This is a genomic window from Aeribacillus sp. FSL K6-8210 (assembly GCF_037963925.1).
Taxonomy (GTDB): domain Bacteria; phylum Bacillota; class Bacilli; order Bacillales; family Aeribacillaceae; genus Aeribacillus; species Aeribacillus composti.
In genome coordinates this window covers 479282-495240 of record NZ_CP150172.1, presented here as the reverse complement: position 1 = coordinate 495240, position 15959 = coordinate 479282, and the positions used below count along the sequence as shown (strand labels likewise).

General features: G+C 37.6%; 18 protein-coding genes. 1 reads left to right on the top strand and 17 read right to left on the bottom strand.

Translation table 11 applies throughout. The annotated features are described in order from the left end of the window. Positions 1 to 9 precede the first annotated feature (9 nt). Complete coding sequence (locus NSQ41_RS02550; RefSeq protein WP_066246979.1) at positions 10 to 945, top strand: EamA family transporter; 936 nt, start codon at positions 10 to 12, stop codon at positions 943 to 945. Between the two features lie 496 nt (positions 946 to 1441). On the opposite strand, the gene NSQ41_RS02545 is transcribed toward NSQ41_RS02550, so the two are convergent. The 17 genes from NSQ41_RS02545 to NSQ41_RS02465 all read right to left on the bottom strand — a co-directional run bounded on the left by NSQ41_RS02545 (position 1442) and on the right by NSQ41_RS02465 (position 15951). Continuing rightward, positions 1442 to 1750 (bottom strand): hypothetical protein, encoded by a 309-nt coding sequence (locus tag NSQ41_RS02545; RefSeq protein WP_339210928.1) that lies wholly within the window; start codon positions 1748 to 1750, stop codon positions 1442 to 1444. Between the two features lie 243 nt (positions 1751 to 1993). Next, a complete protein-coding gene (locus NSQ41_RS02540; protein WP_201108600.1) occupies positions 1994 to 2155 on the bottom strand; it encodes a hypothetical protein in 162 nt (53 codons plus the stop codon). 52 nt (positions 2156 to 2207) lie between these two features. Continuing rightward, a complete protein-coding gene (locus NSQ41_RS02535; RefSeq protein ID WP_339210927.1) occupies positions 2208 to 2582 on the bottom strand; it encodes an ATP-binding cassette domain-containing protein in 375 nt (124 codons plus the stop codon). A gap of 442 nt (positions 2583 to 3024) precedes the next feature. Beyond that, positions 3025 to 3321 (bottom strand): hypothetical protein, encoded by a 297-nt coding sequence (locus NSQ41_RS02530; protein ID WP_063387903.1) that lies wholly within the window; start codon positions 3319 to 3321, stop codon positions 3025 to 3027. Between the two features lie 15 nt (positions 3322 to 3336). Next, on the bottom strand, positions 3337 to 3861 hold the full coding sequence (locus tag NSQ41_RS02525) for a stage II sporulation protein M (protein WP_117017242.1): 525 nt from the start codon (positions 3859 to 3861) through the stop codon (positions 3337 to 3339). Further along, on the bottom strand, positions 3862 to 4566 hold the full coding sequence (locus NSQ41_RS02520) for an ABC transporter ATP-binding protein (protein ID WP_063387905.1): 705 nt from the start codon (positions 4564 to 4566) through the stop codon (positions 3862 to 3864). Continuing rightward, positions 4563 to 6188 carry a hypothetical protein gene (locus NSQ41_RS02515; RefSeq protein ID WP_339210924.1) on the bottom strand — a complete coding sequence of 542 codons (1626 nt, stop codon included), beginning with the start codon at positions 6186 to 6188 and terminating at the stop codon, positions 4563 to 4565. The genes NSQ41_RS02520 and NSQ41_RS02515 overlap by 4 nt, the downstream gene beginning before the upstream one ends. Before the next feature lie 903 nt (positions 6189 to 7091). Then, positions 7092 to 7958 (bottom strand): PHP domain-containing protein, encoded by an 867-nt coding sequence (locus NSQ41_RS02510; RefSeq protein ID WP_327873431.1) that lies wholly within the window; start codon positions 7956 to 7958, stop codon positions 7092 to 7094. A gap of 38 nt (positions 7959 to 7996) precedes the next feature. Next, positions 7997 to 8848: an ABC transporter permease subunit gene (locus NSQ41_RS02505; protein WP_117017264.1), complete on the bottom strand. Its 852-nt coding sequence runs from the start codon at positions 8846 to 8848 to the stop codon at positions 7997 to 7999. Between the two features lie 54 nt (positions 8849 to 8902). Next, on the bottom strand, positions 8903 to 9688 hold the full coding sequence (locus NSQ41_RS02500; RefSeq protein ID WP_339210921.1) for a phosphate/phosphonate ABC transporter permease: 786 nt from the start codon (positions 9686 to 9688) through the stop codon (positions 8903 to 8905). A gap of 14 nt (positions 9689 to 9702) precedes the next feature. Further along, positions 9703 to 10467 carry a phosphonate ABC transporter ATP-binding protein gene (gene phnC, locus NSQ41_RS02495; RefSeq protein WP_339210920.1) on the bottom strand — a complete coding sequence of 255 codons (765 nt, stop codon included), beginning with the start codon at positions 10465 to 10467 and terminating at the stop codon, positions 9703 to 9705. A 21-nt stretch (positions 10468 to 10488) separates the two neighbouring features. Then, positions 10489 to 11544: a phosphate/phosphite/phosphonate ABC transporter substrate-binding protein gene (gene phnD, locus NSQ41_RS02490; protein ID WP_339210919.1), complete on the bottom strand. Its 1056-nt coding sequence runs from the start codon at positions 11542 to 11544 to the stop codon at positions 10489 to 10491. Between the two features lie 111 nt (positions 11545 to 11655). Further along, positions 11656 to 12384, bottom strand: a complete 729-nt coding sequence (locus tag NSQ41_RS02485) for an ATP-binding cassette domain-containing protein (protein WP_130156530.1) — start codon at positions 12382 to 12384, stop codon at positions 11656 to 11658. Further along, positions 12362 to 13012: a DapH/DapD/GlmU-related protein gene (locus tag NSQ41_RS02480; RefSeq protein WP_339210918.1), complete on the bottom strand. Its 651-nt coding sequence runs from the start codon at positions 13010 to 13012 to the stop codon at positions 12362 to 12364. Before NSQ41_RS02480 ends, NSQ41_RS02485 begins: the two co-directional genes overlap by 23 nt. Before the next feature lie 22 nt (positions 13013 to 13034). Then, on the bottom strand, positions 13035 to 14213 hold the full coding sequence (phnM, locus tag NSQ41_RS02475) for a phosphonate metabolism protein PhnM (protein WP_339210916.1): 1179 nt from the start codon (positions 14211 to 14213) through the stop codon (positions 13035 to 13037). 36 nt (positions 14214 to 14249) lie between these two features. Further along, positions 14250 to 15095, bottom strand: coding sequence for an ATP-binding cassette domain-containing protein (locus tag NSQ41_RS02470; protein WP_327847870.1), 846 nt, complete (start codon positions 15093 to 15095; stop codon positions 14250 to 14252). Further along, positions 15088 to 15951, bottom strand: coding sequence for an alpha-D-ribose 1-methylphosphonate 5-phosphate C-P-lyase PhnJ (locus tag NSQ41_RS02465; RefSeq protein WP_339210914.1), 864 nt, complete (start codon positions 15949 to 15951; stop codon positions 15088 to 15090). The genes NSQ41_RS02470 and NSQ41_RS02465 overlap by 8 nt, the downstream gene beginning before the upstream one ends. Between the last annotated feature and the right edge of the window lie 8 nt (positions 15952 to 15959).

Here is a 15959-nt window from a genome sequence, read left to right as displayed (position 1 = left end):
TTATTCTTCGTGGTTATTTTGAATTACTGTTTTATATGCTTAATTTTTGGAACAACTTTTTTAGCTATCAAAATCGGAATTGAAGCAGGGGCACCGCCGTTTTTTTCAGCGGGAATGCGTTTTTTTGCCGCTGGGGTGATTATGATGGCCGTCTTTAAAATGCGGAACTATCGATTGAAAACCGTTTTATTTTCCTCTTCGCTCGTGTTTAACGGTTTTTGCTTAACTTTTATCACTTTTGCTTCATTATATTGGGCTGAGCAATTCATCCCGTCCGGACTAGCTGCTGTATTATCTGCAACAGGCCCGATGATGGTGCTGCTCCATCAGGCAAGAGAGAATAAACAACCGATCAAAAAAGAACAATTAGCAGGGATGGCAGCTGCTTTAATAGGCGTCTTTTTGATCTCTTCACCGGGATTCTCTTTGTCTGTCTCCGGCATGTGGGTTTTGGCTTGCTTTATGATTATATTAAGCGAGTGGTTTTATGGACTTGGGACAGTTCGGGCAAAAATGTTTACAAGCAAACATCCGGATATCTCGCCGTTTCTTTCAAATGCCGTACAAATGTTTTACGGCGGCATTTTCTTATTGGCTGTATCCTTTTTAACGGGCGAACAAGGCAAATGGCTGCTGCTGGCAAGCTATGAAACGGTGTTATCACTGCTCTATTTAATCATCATCGGCTCCATCGTCGGCCACGGGCTGTATTATTGGCTTGTTTCAAAAACAAATCCGGTTTTTCCGTCAACTTGGCTTTACATTTCGCCTCTTGTCGCGCTAATCGCCGGCTACATAATATTAAATGAAATCATGAAACCCATTACGCTGATCGGCGCCTTCTTGATTTTATTTGGTGTATTTTTAACTAATCGATCAACTTTTTATGAGTATTGGAAAAAGGGAGCGCTGTTTCACAGGACCGCTTCAAAAAATTTTGATTGAAAACTCTGGAATATTTCAAAAAAAGCCGTTAAATCCCTGCGACAAAAATTTTCAGTGTGCCATTTCATCCATAGCGATTTAAAAAAATGAGGCCAGCTTGCCTCTCTCATTCAGAGGACAAGCTGGCCGGATTCTTTTGCACAGCTCTCTTAATATGTTTTAAATTTACCCATTACTTGATTTTTTTCAGATCGGCCACGTTGCGGCAAATGAAAGAACGACGACTTATCTATGTGTAAAGTGGACTATTTTCAACAATAAAAAAGCTTGCAGAGAAAAAATACTTCTTTCTCCGCAAGCTGATAGGAAAGGAGAGTTCTTTTTAACCCTCTTCAATCCATTAATTTTTTCTAAAAAAGTCAGTAAACGCGTTGAAAATTTCCAATCCTTGATAAGACAATAAAGAGAGAGCTGTAATTGAAAAAAATGCTGTCAATAACATACGTAACCAAATCATGGTACTCATCCTCCTTTGAATGATTTGTTTATGATTCATTCAAGCAGGCGAGACCACATAATTCGATTCGTAAAAGACGGGATTCAGCAAAAACCGTCTTTTGACAGATTGCACAAAGCAATAGCAGAAATAAGTGGTGCTTAACGCTATAAAAATGTAACTGGCAATATCAACCCAAGAGTCTTTTCCTATATCTGGTCCATCAATCGGAGCAAAATTTTCTGCCAAATGATCGATGGTGCTAATTTCGTGTACAGCATTTATAGTTTGACTGGAACGATCACTAGAAATGTATAAACAGGTAATACTTATAAAAATAAAAATTGTCAGGGCAACGATTTTTTTCATGTATTCACGCCCCTTTAACATCTTTTCTTCATTATATACTTGGTTTTAATATTTTAAAACAAAAATGTTTTTCTCTCCTCCCCTCTGTTTGATTATTTAACGAACAATTTCTTTTCCTCGATTCTGCCATCTGCTTTAGTTCTGTAAGATTTCACTGTTGAATCCGGGAGGCAATCCGCAGTGCCTTCAAAAATCTTCACCTGTTTCTGTACAAAATTCCGAAATGCTGTCTGTCGGCAGGTTTTATTTTTTGAGACTTATTAAACGGATCAGTGAGGAGACCAAAAAAGCAGCAGCAACAGCTAAAAGAATTTTTCCGACAAGCAATGCTGTTATTTTCAGCACGAATACTGCCAAAACCATGACTAAACTGATTGCGATCATAATGAGAGAATAAGTTTTCATATGAGGTTCATCTCCTTTAGCTGTCTGTTTTCAAGCAGAAAAAATCGGCTGCCTAATTCGGCATAAATATATCGCTGGTGACTTGTAAATAAAATGCATTGTTCCTTAACGCTTCTTTCAGCATCATGATTGACTGCTTTTGTGAGTTCTCGTCTAATGAAGTAAAAGGTTCATCCAAAATAATCAACTCAGGTGATCTTGCTAACATACTAATAAGGAATAGTTTATATTTCATGCCTAGAGAGTAATGTTTGACCGGCTTTTGCAAAGCATGTGTCAGATCAAACTGTTCACAAAGCTCTTGGAATCTTTCTTCATATGCAGCTCTTTTTTCTTTTTTGATCCTCCAAAGTGAAAGAATAAGCTCCTTATTTTCAAATCCAGTTAATGCATCATAAACAAGTGGTTTATCAGGAATATAGGCCATTGCTTCTTAATAAAAACAAAAGTTTCCAGTTGTTTGTCAAGATCGTATACTTCATCCGATAGTATATCTAAGATGAATAGGCTCAAAAAAACAGTAGATACAAATAAAATTAGGATAATCAGGCCTACTATTGATTTGGCTGGCTTTTGTTTTCAGAAATATTGCTTGGGCTGTAATAATAAATTCATATAACAGAATCTCCCCTTTTCAAGCGCCTCATAAAAGCTTGGCCGTTATTTACTATGCTTTCCTCTTCTTCTGTTATTCCAATCTCATAAACGGTGCTGTTTGTCCTACGGGCGGACTTTAGTTTCTTTTATGACTGCAGCGAAATCTGTCAGAAATGTTTCTAGCAAAATCGCGAATTAGACTTCAATATATTAGATGAAATGAAAATTCGTAAGCGTCAAAAGATACAGTCTTTACAACTTTCGTTAGAAATTCAACCTTGGAACCACCATATCGTAACTATAGTTAGAAATAAAAGATATATGAATGATATAATTCGAAAGAGCCTTTTTTTATTTTTAAACGGCGGCTTCCACATTATGACGATAATGGCAGGAGCAAACAGCGTGATTAAAATGAGTTTTATCTCAATAAATGCTATACATAAAGCTAATAATATGGAAACGTAAAAAACGGGTATAAACCATGTGCTTTTTTCATTTTCTTCATCATCTGACCCATTATTCGAATCATTCAGTAATTTTTCTAAGTTTAGTTTTTCCCATAGCATATGCTTTACACCTCCTCATGAAAGTTGGGCCATTAAATATGGAGTGATCTTAGCCTCTACAACGGCAGCGATAAATGTCAAAATGATCATTAGAAAAAAGAATGTAAAGATGTCCTTTAAAAAAACGGAATTTGATTCTCCCCTAATTTTGGCAATGACCGCATCAATCAGTTTAAACCCAATAGAACCCGCAATAATCATAGCAGGAATCTCAAATATACCATGTGGAACTAGGGCTGTTACAATATAAATTAGATCGTTCCCATGTTGAAGACTGTGCATGATAGATACACCAACTAAAAAACCATTGACTAGTAATAAAGCAGCAGTAAAAATTCCAAACGTAAATATAGTAAAGCTTATGAAAACATCCGCAAGTACGTTATGTATAAAATAATCAAATATAGTACGCCCAACATTTGGTTCCTGTCTTTCTACAGGTAAGATATTGCTAAAAAAAGTACCCATGATAATTCCAATCACGTATATTATAAACGCTACTGATAAAACCCGCTTATTTCGCAGTAGAACGTTTTTCATTTAACCAATCTCTTCCATATCGTTAATAATCATATTTTCGAAATTTATTATGTTTTTCATGTTCGTGTATTCCTTTAATATTTCCCCATTGATTAAAACTCCTACACGATCGCATAGATTTTGAGCAACATGCACTAAATGAGTAGACATGAAAATAATTTTTCCACTATCTGCGTATTCCCTTAAAAACTTTTTCATAAACATTGTTGTCGGAGGATCAAATGAGCTTAGCGGCTCATCTAGTAAAAGCACATCCGGTTCATGAATGATAGCACCGGCAACAGACAGCTTATGCTTCATACCAAAGGAAAGAGTTGAAATCATTTCATTTTCCTTATCTTTTAGTGAAAAATTTTTTAACAACATTTGAATACGGTCAGTTTTTTGCGAATCGGGTACTTGCTGCAGATCAGCTATAAAATCTAAATATTCCTTTGGAGTAAGATAATTGTAAATAAAAGGTGTGTCCGGCACATAACCAATATATTGTAAAAATTCGGATCGATCATCATCAATTGTCTTACCATCAATAAATATTTTTCCAGAGTCTGGAGTGACCAATCCGATTATACATTTAAGCAAAGTGGACTTCCCAGCACCGTTTGGCCCTAATAATCCATATATTTCTCCTCTTTTTAATGTAATATTAATTGATTTTAATACATCATACTCCTTATACCTTTTCGAAACATCTTTTATAATCATCTGCTCATCTCCCAATGAGAAGTACCGACTCGTTTAATCCAAAAGTAAAAGAATATAAAAAAGCTTATGAATAGCAAGAAAGAACCTAAGATTGCCAACACATTAAAAAGAATGCTGCTGATGTAGTTTTTCCAGTAAAGAACCCCTAACAGTCCATATATTTCTAAATTTAATATTAAAACAATTCCAAGAATCGTGTGTTCAAAAACAGAAGCTTTAACGGAAGAGCCAACATCTTCAATATGTTCCCAATCCAGACGCGGATACAAAAACGTTCCAATAATTTGAGCACTGCTGATGATAATAGCGGTAGTATTTACAAGGACAAATATCATAATGACAGTACTTAGTTTCAGATGAAAAAACGATACAACACATATAAATAAAACGTTCATGACGATCAAAATAGGAATAACATGTAAAATCGCCTTGCTTACGATTAACTGCTTCAAAGAAGAGCCTGACCCTTTATATAAAAACAAGTTCTCCCTTTCAGCATCAGCTGATGTAATCCCTAATAATCCGTCTCCTAAAAACGAGACATTTAATGAAACTGCAAAGATGATCGGATATATTACGAAAAGAGCCGGGAATTCAAACCAATTTTGCATCATTCCTAACCCGAACAATATTCCGATTTCGGAAGCCAGCATATAGATAGATAAATAAAACCTCTTTTTTATTAAAAAATTCGCTCGAGTGAAAGCGATGAAATCTTTTTTCATAACCGCCAAAACTTTCCTTGATAAAAGCTTTTTTAGTTTTCTATCAATAAAGTTATGAAAAGATCTGTTTTTTATTATTTTGACATTTGTTTTTTCATTGGAAAGCTGCGACATATCTTTTACGTCTAAATATTTATTTACAATAAGAAACGAAATATAAATTAGAATGATTCCAATAATTAACAACAACGGTTGATAATAGAGAAAGTAATCTACTTCCATTAGTGTATTAAATAACCAATTAGTAGGCAGCACATAACCAGTCAAAATCACATCAAGATTGAATCTAGAAATAGAATGAATGATTGATTCTATAAAGTTTTCCTCATAAAAGTAGCTAAAGCCTAACCAGCCAAATACAGTCGTAGACAGAAATGATAGCAGCATAACAAAAACAAAAGAAAGTACACTTTTCACAGCTGACTGAAAAACAACATGCAAAAACTTTGAATATATTATGTATAATCCTGAAGAATAAAAACTGATGACCCCAATTAAAAAAAGAACATAAAATGGAAAAGATACAAATAACAATAGCCTAGAAGTTATTGATTCTTCTGCAAAATTTAAAACGTAGAACAGGATTGGATATAAAAAGAAAAGAGTCGAAAACAGTGACTTGAAAATGATTTGCGTAAAAAATCTTACCAATAATATATCATTTGGATCTGTTTTCACGGAGTATAGTAAGAGAAAATCTTCCGGATAGACAAACCTTTGCAAAAAATCATGAGAAGAACGAAGATTGCTGATTAAATTCCATAATACTAGCAAATTGACTAACAAAACAGCTGCTTGAGAAAAATAAGGAATGATTAGTTCTACTAAATGATATAGGATAAAATTGTATACTCCAAAAATGAAAACAAATAAAACTAGTAATATTTTTTGATTCAATAAATTTTCCCCAAACGGAAAGAAAAAAAGAAATCTATTGACATAGCGTCTAAAATTTAACTTGAAATTCGAATAAAATAGATTAGACTTTAACATACTGCCCCCTGAATTTAAAATCTAGGGCGATGGCAAAAACTTATTTCGCCATCACTCGATTTTTTTAATTTACCATTTCGAGTCCATTCTTTATCTAGATTGAATATATCATAAATAATAGAAAAAATTCCATATTTTGATAAATTTTATTTTAGGGGAAATGCTCGCTCTTTTTTAATAAGCGTCCATTTTACAGAGATGATTTGACGATTACATGAGAGAGTTACAAAAAGTGAACTTGAGCAGGTTGCCTTTTGCCGTTGAAGTAGCTTCAAGCGCTGAAAGATGAGGGGGAAAAGATTGACAGAGCTTCTCTTTAACATGAGATTCTTTTACCAGTAATTTTGTTGAAGCCCTTACAGAAAATCATAATTGAAGGATGAACGCAAAACGGAATGTTTAATAAGTTGTCAGTTTCTGTATTCTATCTTCCAAACCGAAAAGACGAAAGCCTACTGATAGGGAAAAGAGTAAAAATTGTCAAAAAAGCCGCAGTTATTGTTCTCATTGCTGAGGGAGCTCTTGCACGCTGCAATTTGGCAGGAAAAATGAAAAGGGAGAAAAGAAATTGAATAAAGGACTTTTTTTATATGTAAGTCCTTTATCCGTTCAAAACGATAATAATCGGAAGGCAAAAGGCTGTAAATTGTTGTTAAAATAATCGCCGAAGTAAAGAATCAATTTAATATTCATCTGTTTCCCACTGTTAATGACGGAACATATTATTATTGAAAAGAGAAGCGTTTTTTGCCCGAATTATATTCCTAACTTGGCTCCAAAAAAATGAAAGTTGAGAGCTTCTTACATTTACGATAATGTTTTCTTGCTTTCACATAGCTTTTGATAGCGTTCGAGAAGTTTTTCATATCGAACCATTCCGGCATCTTTGCTGCCTAGTTCAAAATTTCCATAAAAGCCGTGAAAATCAGATCCTCCTGTTTCGATCAGCTCGAATTGGTCCGCATAATATTTGACAAGTTCTTCGTCCTTAGGTCCATGCAAAGGGTGAACTGCTTCGATGCCTTCTAAGCCAATCTCAACCCACTCGGGGATTGCATCAAAATTGTTGAATTGTTTTGGATGGGCAAGTACCGGCAAACCGCCCGCCTCGCGGATGGCAACAATCGCATCTTCAACATCGACATACTGTATAGGTATGTGCGCTAATCCTTGCGGCTTTCCTTCCCCGCCTTTTGAAAAAAGCTTATTATATAGATCGCCATAGATTTTGTCAGCGTATCCTTTGTTTATTAAAGCATGCATAATATGCTGTTTGTATACCCCTGTGCCGTCTTTGGCGAATTGTTCTACTTCTTCCCATGAAATGTTAAAACCTGCTTTCATAATTCTTTTCGTCATTTCATATGATGCTAGGTGTCTCATCTTTAACAGCGGGCTGCACAGGTTTTCAATCGCTTCGTGATGCGGTTCCACAAAAAAGCCTAAAATATGGGCTCTCCGTTGTCTTTTATAGTCATAGGCCGAAATCTCGATCCCTGGAATAATGGTTACTCCGAGCTGCTCTCCTATATATTTCGCTTCCTTTAATCCTTTTGTCGTATCATGGTCGGTAATTGCCAAATGGGTGATTCCTTTTTCTTTCGCAAGAGAAATTAATTCAAATAGACTCATTGAGCCATCTGATATATTTGAATGACAATGTAAATCAATCATTACGGTCAACACCTGCTTTCACTGTTTTTATAAAATAATTAATGAGTTTCACGCAAATTTACCTTCATTCTTGTCGAAACAAATTCGAAAATGATCGCTAAAACAAGAATGAAGTAAGTAATCATTCCGATTTCCCTTAAATCAAAATAAAATCCGCTCGCCATAAACAAATCAAATCCGATCCCGCCTGCTCCTGCGGCAGCCCCCATCGCAACGGCAACGGAAAAGTTAATCTCAAATCTCATAAACGTCCAAGAAATTAAATACGTCATTGATGAGGGGATTACCGTCTGAAACACAATTTGCCACCAATTGGCCCCGCAGCCCTTTAATGCTTCGATCACACCTTCATCCAACTCTTCGAACGATTCAGAATATGCTTTAATCAAATAGCCAATGGAGTGAAACGTCATGCCAATAACAGCTGCAACACTTCCTAGACCAGCAGCGACGGAAAAAATCAGCACCCACAAAACAGTAGGAACGGCGCGAATAAATGCAACAAAGGCTTTAATGGTATTGGAAACAACTTTATTTGATAAATTTTGCGCTGCCAACAGCCCTAGAAAAAGTGCAATAACAGCTCCGAACACTGTCGTCAAAAAAGCAAGCCCCAAGGTTATCAACACTTGATAGATTGCTTCTGTTATAGTTAAACGCGAAAAGCTTGCTTCGAAAAACATTGTTTTAAAATTCGCAAACGTTTCTTTTAATCCAGACATGAAATTTGTATCGCCATAATCAAACACGGTAAAGCCATAAACAGTAATAACGAATAATGCTGTCAATGTCAGCCGGATGGCAATTGCCTGCTTCGTCAACGGTTTCACTTTTATTTTCGAAGAATGCGTTAATTTTCCGCTGTCTTTCAGAGTGCTTCCAGTTTTCATCAACCATTCATTATTCATATCATCACCCTTTCTTCCTTAAATTTTCATTCATCGTTATAAAATGACCCTTCTTATCAAATTCGAAAGATATTCAATGACAAATACCGTCAGTACGATAGTCATGACAACCAAACTCGCTGCACTATAATTGGAGCTTTTATAATACAAGTCAAAAGAAAAACCAATTCCAGTACCGGTTAAAATTCCAACTAAAGTCGCGCTGCGAATATTCGTTTCAATTTCAAATAATACCCAACTGATCATCTGGGGAAGGCTGGATGGAATGACCGACTGGAAGATGATCGAAAAAAATTGGGCGCCGGTTGCACGCAATGCTTCAACGGAACTATTGCTAACTTCATCGATCGTTTCTATAAATGCTCGCGTTAAAAAACCAAAGGAGGCGAAGAACAAAGCAAAAAATCCGGTAATGGAGCTTTGTCCAAAAGAAAAGAGCAGAATCAATGCCCATGCAGCTACCGGAATATTACGAGAAACAGTTGCAATTCCTCTGCTTATTGCACTTAATAAACCATTCACTTTCGTCGTCTTCGAACCGCATATTGCGAAAAAAGTTGCAAAAATAGCTGCTGTTGTCGTGGAAGCGACTGATATTAAAACTGTTTCTTGTAATTTACTTAAAATATCCGGAAGCTTTTCCATCGCTTTTGCATCAGGAAAAAAATTTGTCACTCCCCACTCTACTGCCTTTGCAACAGAGGCGAGTCCTTTCACAAGCTGAAAATCGGTTATAAACATAGAAAGATACGTTAACACAATCAACAATAAAAAAAATAAGGAGAAGCTTCTTCTTCTTTTTACAAAGATATCTGCTTGCATGATCTTCACCTACATTAAAGAATCAGATTCTTTACTTCAGACCCATAAATATTGCGAACAATATCTTCTGTTATTTGTTTCGGCGAGCCATCGTACACTTTCTTTCCATTATTAATACCGATAATTCGATCAGAGTACTTCAAAGCGACATCGACTTGGTGCAGGTTGACAATACAAGTAATTCCGAGTGTAGAAGAAATATTTTTTAAATGATCCATAATGATTTTGGCTGAGTTTGGATCTAAGGAGGCAATCGGCTCATCACACAATAGCATTCTCGGATTTTGAATTAAGGCTCTGGCAATTCCGACTCTTTGTTTTTGTCCGCCGCTTAGCTGATCACACCGTTTATACACTTGATCCTCCAGCCCCAACAATCCGAGAATATGAACCGCCTGCTTTTTCTCCTCCTCGCTGTATAAACCGAATGCTCCTGCCATAGTTGACTTATAGCCGAGCCTGCCGTGGAGCACGTTTTCAATTACGCTTAATCTAGTGACAAGATTGTAATGCTGAAAGACCATTCCAATGGTTGCCCTCACTTTTCTTAAGCTTTTTTTGCCAAGCTTTAAAATGTCGACACCATCAAATATGATTTCACCGCTAGACGCTTCGATCATGCGGTTAATACACCGGAGGAGGGTTGATTTCCCCGCCCCCGATGGACCAATGATCGAAACGAATTCCCCTTCTTTTACAGAAAAGTTCATGTCTTGAAGCGCCATTGTATTGGTTCCATAACGTTTTGACACGTTATTTAATGTTAAAATGGCTGTCATCGTTTATCCCTCACCAAATCCTTATTTAGACAATTCTCTGATCGGATCAAACCAAGAATCCTCTACTTCAACGAAACGCTCATTAGCTTTTTTCGTAAACAAACCGCTAAAATCAGAATCCTCCGGCACGAAAATCTTCGTATTGTTGGCTACTTCATCAGAAACAAAAGCTTCCACAAGCTTTTTGCGATCTTCTTCAGATACGGTTTCCGTATTGACAACAAACGGAGCATTCAATACCGGTGTGACTGAAATTAAGACAAATTCCTTTCCAGGCACAGTATGAAACGGCTCAGCAGCATCTTTTTTGACTTTATATACCGCTCCCGGTTTATTTTGCTCACCGTCAACTAATTCAATATAGTTGTTCACACATGTGTCGCAAAATGCTGCTACATCTACTTTTCCAGACAGTAAGTTAACCGCAGACCCTTGATGAGAGCCTCCATATTGCACTTCGCTGAAAAACTTGCCCTCGCCGCCTTCTAATAAATCTTCAGCAGTTAAATCTTTGTACTCTTCTTTTTGGCTAAAGTACGAAACGATTTCGGTCGATGGAACTTTAAAGCCTGATGTGGAGCTGTTAGACACAAATGAAAATTTCTTTCCAGCTATATTATCAATGGAAAACCCGGAGCCGCTTTTGTACTCGTCTTCATCCCCTTTATTTACAGCGAGCCAGCTGTAGTACATGGCATCATCAAGTGTGCCGGATTCACCGCTCGGAACAACGAGAGGAAGCACTTTTTCATTTTTGTCATGAGCCTCTATGTATCCCTGTGCACCCATAAACGCTAAATCAGCATTTCCGTTTGCAATCGCCTCAATGGCAATAATGTAATCAGTTGTCGTCTTATGCTCGACTTTCTTTCCAGTTGCTTCTTCAATCAACTTAGCGATTTCGTCACGTGCCGCTTTCAAATCTTCGCCGGATTCATTCGGGTACCATGCAATTGTAAGCGTATCGTCGCCGCTTTTTTGAGCGGAATCGCTTTCTGTTCCTGCTGATGATGAACAACCTGATAAAAAGATGACCAAGATGAAAGCGATGCTCATAAACCTCAACATTTTTTTCATATTCATTACCCCTTTTCCTTTCAAAATAGATTATTTTTCCATTTATAATTGAATATAAAGGATGAATGTAAAGGAACTGTTAATTCATATCGTTGAATTACTAAAGAATTTTTAATGTTTTGTAAAGGGATTTTTTTCAGAATACTTGATGATTTCCCCGTCCAACATTCGGTATTCTACATCACATAAGTTTTGCATGAACAACAAATCATGAAAAATTCCCAGCATTGTTGTCCCTTCGCGAACGAGCTGCTCCATCAATACTCTTACTTTTTCCTTCGATTCATCATCTAAACTTGCCGTCGGTTCATCCAATAAAAGTAGTCTCGGACGCTTTACCATTGCTCTAGCGATGTTCAACCGCAGTTTTTCACCTCCGGAAAAAGTAGCAACATAACTATCCCAAAGCTGAGGATCCAGTTCAAAATGCGTCAATATTTTTTCTGTCTCTTCCTCCGCATACTTATCGTTATGCCCCATTTCTAATATCGCTTGTTTGACTATTTCCCTGGCCGTTATACGAGGCAAAGCATTTAAAAACTGTGATACGTATCCGATCTCATGCTTTCGTAAATAAATCATTTCTCTTTCCGTCGCTTCTCGCAAATTGATTAGGCCAAACTTTTTTGAGTTGTACCAGATGTCTCCACTTTCAGGCAAATATGTGCGGTAGATGCATTTTAAAATGGTTGATTTGCCGCTGCCGCTTTTACCGGTAATACCGACAAATTCTCCTTCTTTTACAACAAAGCTAATCTTGTTAATTGCGCGGATTTCCTTGTTTACACTGTGCAATCGAAATGTTTTGGACAGGCTCTCAACCGTTAAAATGTTTTCCACTGAATTCCCTTCTTCCCTCATACTTATCTAGAAATGTTTCAATATGTTGAGACAAGTCGTCGATTCGTTCTTTCAACGTTTCATACGACCAATCCCACCACTTGATTTGTTCCAATCGTTTAACCGTTTGCTCATCAAATCGGCGCCTTAACGGTTTGGCTGGTATTCCAGCAACGATTGTATAAGGCTCTACATCCTTTGTCACAATAGCTCCGCTGCCGACTACTGCACCATTGCCGATTTTTACACCAGGCATGATGATGGCCCCATGGCCAATCCATGTGTCATGGCCGATATAGGTGATTTGTGCTTTACGCCATGATAAAAACGCTTCATCGTCATGAGTATCAACTCCATACATTTTTCTCCGATACGTAATATGGTGCAAAGTAGGGCGATTCATCGGGTGAGCGGTTGGACCGATTCGCACCATCGCAGCAATATTGGAAAATTTTCCAATTTCAACATTTTGCAGGATGCAAAACTGCCCTGTATAAGAAAAATCCCCCATTTTTACATTTTCTAAATAATTGTGAGCCCCTATTTCTGTGTATTCACCTAATTCTGTATGAAACAACTGGCAATGTTCATGGATATAAGGTTTTTTTGACAGCTTTTTCTCGATCATAGAAACTCCCTTTCCATCATCTTTAAATTCTATAATTTGTTTTCAAGATTAAACGGCCATCCACAAAACAAGACGTGATAACCGGAAAATCTAAGTCTATTTTTTCGATGATGACTATATCCGCTTTTTTTCCTTCCTTAATTGATCCAATTTGATCATCCAGTTTGACAGCTTTGGCCGGGTTAATCGTCACAAGCTTAAACATTTCAACTAGGTCGATATCGCTTTTTTCGCTCATTTTAAAAACAGCATGAAGCAGCGATGGAGGATAATAGTCACTACATAAAATATCGATACACCCGTGTTGAATGGCTTCTTGTGCAGATAAATTTCCGCTGTGGGACCCTCCCAAAAGAACGTTCGGAGCCCCGGCTACCGTCAGCATTCCTTTCTTTTTCGCATTTTTAGCAATTTCCAAGGTGATTGGAAATTCACTGATCGAAGCCCCAAAGCTTTGCACAAGCTCAAGTTTTTCCAACGTGTCATCGTCATGAGAAGCGATAGCAATACCTTTTTGTTGTGCCAGCGTTGCAATTTCCTTTATTCCCTCAAGTGTTAATTTTTCCTTATGCTGATGTTTTGTAATGACTCTATCAATCTCTTCATCACTGAGCTTTTGGTAGCCTTTTATCGTTTTTCTGTAAATTTCTAAATCTCTATATTGTCCTTGACCAGGGGTATGATCCATAAACGAAATTAAGTGCACCTTGCTCTCAGCAATGTACGATTTTAAGTTTTCAACTTCTTCGATGCTGTCAATTTCAAACCGTGCATGGAACCGATGTCGTATTAAATGCTTTGTATGATGAGTTTGGTGGATCATTTCAATAAATTTTCGGACATTTTCCGGCTCACGGATCGGTTTATGTGAAAATTCCGAGCTTTTATAAATAGAAAGTGAGTGAAACATTGTTGTAATCCCATGGGTGATTAATTCTTTTTCCGCTTCGCGAAGACTTAAATGAAAATTCATTAACGATGTCGGTCTTGGTGCTGCCATATGTTCAATATAGTCAGAATGAAGATCGATAAACCCAGGAGCGACATATCCGCCCGCCGCATCGAGTACTTCCATTCCTTCCTTCCAAGCGATTTTCCCTTTGCCATCAATTTTGCTAATTTTATCTCCTTCAATAAGAAGATCGTAACCATCGAGAATGGTTTCTTCCGTTATAATTCTTCCGTTTGTTATGAGATACACGTTTTTTCCTCCATTCTCACAAGTCCAAAAAATTGATCATAATAATGAATGGACGAGCTGCTGTGTATAAGGATGCTGTGGATCTTCCAAAATTTGATCGGTCAACCCTTGCTCGATAATTTTTCCTTCCAGCATGACGAACGTTCTGTCTGCAAGCATTCTGATAACGCCTAAATCATGGGAAACAACGATCATGCTTATCTTCAGTTCCCTCTGTAAATTCCGTATCAAATCTAAAACATTTGCTTGAACGGACAAATCAAGACCGGTCGTTACTTCATCGAGAAGAAGAATCGGCGGATTATTCGACAATGCTTTGGCGATTTGAACTCTTTGCTGCATGCCCCCCGAAAATTTTTGGGGCTCCTCCTTCATCCTAAATAGCGGAATGTTTACCTCCTCAAGCAGCACTTGTCCTCTTAACACCATCTGTCCAACATTCCTGTTCCCTGCCGCAATTAATTTTTCAGCAATATTGCCGATGGAGGAAAAGTTCATGCGCAAGCCGAGAAGCGGATTTTGGTAAACTTTCCCCATCAGATGGTTGCGAATGTACCGTTTTTGTTGGGAGGACTCGTTTAATACGTTTTTTTTTCCATCATGATAAAATCGGATATACACTTCACCGCTTGTGGCCTCTTGATCAAAATATAGCTGTCTCATTAATGTTGATTTACCGCTGCCGCTTTCACCTACAATGCCTAATACTTCACCGGGATAGAGATCAAACGAAATATCACGGCAAACATATACCGTACCGCAGACAGGGCAAAAGTTTTTCACCAAAACGGCGGAATCCGCCTTTCCGCATTGGCTGCATCCAGGTCCGAATTGTTTGTTTAACTTTTTGACCGATAATACTGGATTGCTTAAATCATCCATGTTGAACACCTCTTGATTCTGATTGCTCATTTAATCTTGATAAACAATAGCTTGTATCATTGCATTGGTAATAGGTTTCACCTGTTTCCTCATTAAACAATTCATCCAAATATACTCCCGTAGCGCCGCACAGTCTGCAATGTTTATCTTCAAAGCTCTCCACTTCAAACGGATAATCGTCAAACGCAAGTGAAACGACTTTCGTGTATGGTGGTACAGCGTATATCTTCTTTTCACGACCGGCTCCAAGCAAAATTAATGCCTTTAAATAGTGCATTTTCGGATTATCAAACCTTGGTATAGGACTCGGCGCCATGACATACCGATTTTCCACCATCACAGGATGATCAAAATCCGAAGCCATATGCCCGTATTTCATGATTTGTTCAAAAAGCATCAGCCATGCGCCGCTGTATTCTTTCTCCGCATGAAGCCTTTTCGTATTATATTCGCTCGGTTCATAATCGCGCAGCGGTTCAGGCAGTGGTACTTGTAATACAAGTATCTGGCCTTCTGTAAGAGGAATTTCTGGAATTCGATGTCTTGATTGAATGATCGTTGCTTCTTGCGTCTCCTCCGTCGTTTTAATGCCCGCCGTTTTCATCACCAATTTTTTAATGTTTACCGCATTAACGGATTCATCAGAGCCTTGGTCGATTACTTTTAAAACATCATCTTTGCCAATGAGAGAAAGGGTTAATTGCAGTCCACCTGTTCCCCAGCCGCGTGCAATCGGCATTTCTCTTGATGCAAATGGAACTTGATAGCCCGGAATGGCAATTGCTTTTAATGTGGCTCTTCGAATTTCCCGTTTGGAACCTTCATCGAAAAAAGCAAAATTATAATGGATTTGCATGAATTCCT

Coding starts and splice junctions, on each gene's coding strand:
- NSQ41_RS02525 (WP_117017242.1), bottom strand. CDS start 3,861: ATGAAAAACGTTCTACTGCGAAATAAGCGGGTTTTATCAGTAGCGTTT.
- NSQ41_RS02530 (WP_063387903.1), bottom strand. CDS start 3,321: ATGCTATGGGAAAAACTAAACTTAGAAAAATTACTGAATGATTCGAAT.
- NSQ41_RS02545 (WP_339210928.1), bottom strand. CDS start 1,750: ATGAAAAAAATCGTTGCCCTGACAATTTTTATTTTTATAAGTATTACC.
- NSQ41_RS02520 (WP_063387905.1), bottom strand. CDS start 4,566: ATGATTATAAAAGATGTTTCGAAAAGGTATAAGGAGTATGATGTATTA.
- NSQ41_RS02505 (WP_117017264.1), bottom strand. CDS start 8,848: ATGAAAACTGGAAGCACTCTGAAAGACAGCGGAAAATTAACGCATTCT.
- NSQ41_RS02535 (WP_339210927.1), bottom strand. CDS start 2,582: ATGGCCTATATTCCTGATAAACCACTTGTTTATGATGCATTAACTGGA.
- NSQ41_RS02510 (WP_327873431.1), bottom strand. CDS start 7,958: ATGATTGATTTACATTGTCATTCAAATATATCAGATGGCTCAATGAGT.
- NSQ41_RS02465 (WP_339210914.1), bottom strand. CDS start 15,951: ATGCAAATCCATTATAATTTTGCTTTTTTCGATGAAGGTTCCAAACGG.
- phnC (WP_339210920.1), bottom strand. CDS start 10,467: ATGACAGCCATTTTAACATTAAATAACGTGTCAAAACGTTATGGAACC.
- phnD (WP_339210919.1), bottom strand. CDS start 11,544: ATGAAAAAAATGTTGAGGTTTATGAGCATCGCTTTCATCTTGGTCATC.
- NSQ41_RS02500 (WP_339210921.1), bottom strand. CDS start 9,688: ATGCAAGCAGATATCTTTGTAAAAAGAAGAAGAAGCTTCTCCTTATTT.
- NSQ41_RS02470 (WP_327847870.1), bottom strand. CDS start 15,095: ATGGATGATTTAAGCAATCCAGTATTATCGGTCAAAAAGTTAAACAAA.
- NSQ41_RS02480 (WP_339210918.1), bottom strand. CDS start 13,012: ATGATCGAGAAAAAGCTGTCAAAAAAACCTTATATCCATGAACATTGC.
- NSQ41_RS02540 (WP_201108600.1), bottom strand. CDS start 2,155: ATGAAAACTTATTCTCTCATTATGATCGCAATCAGTTTAGTCATGGTT.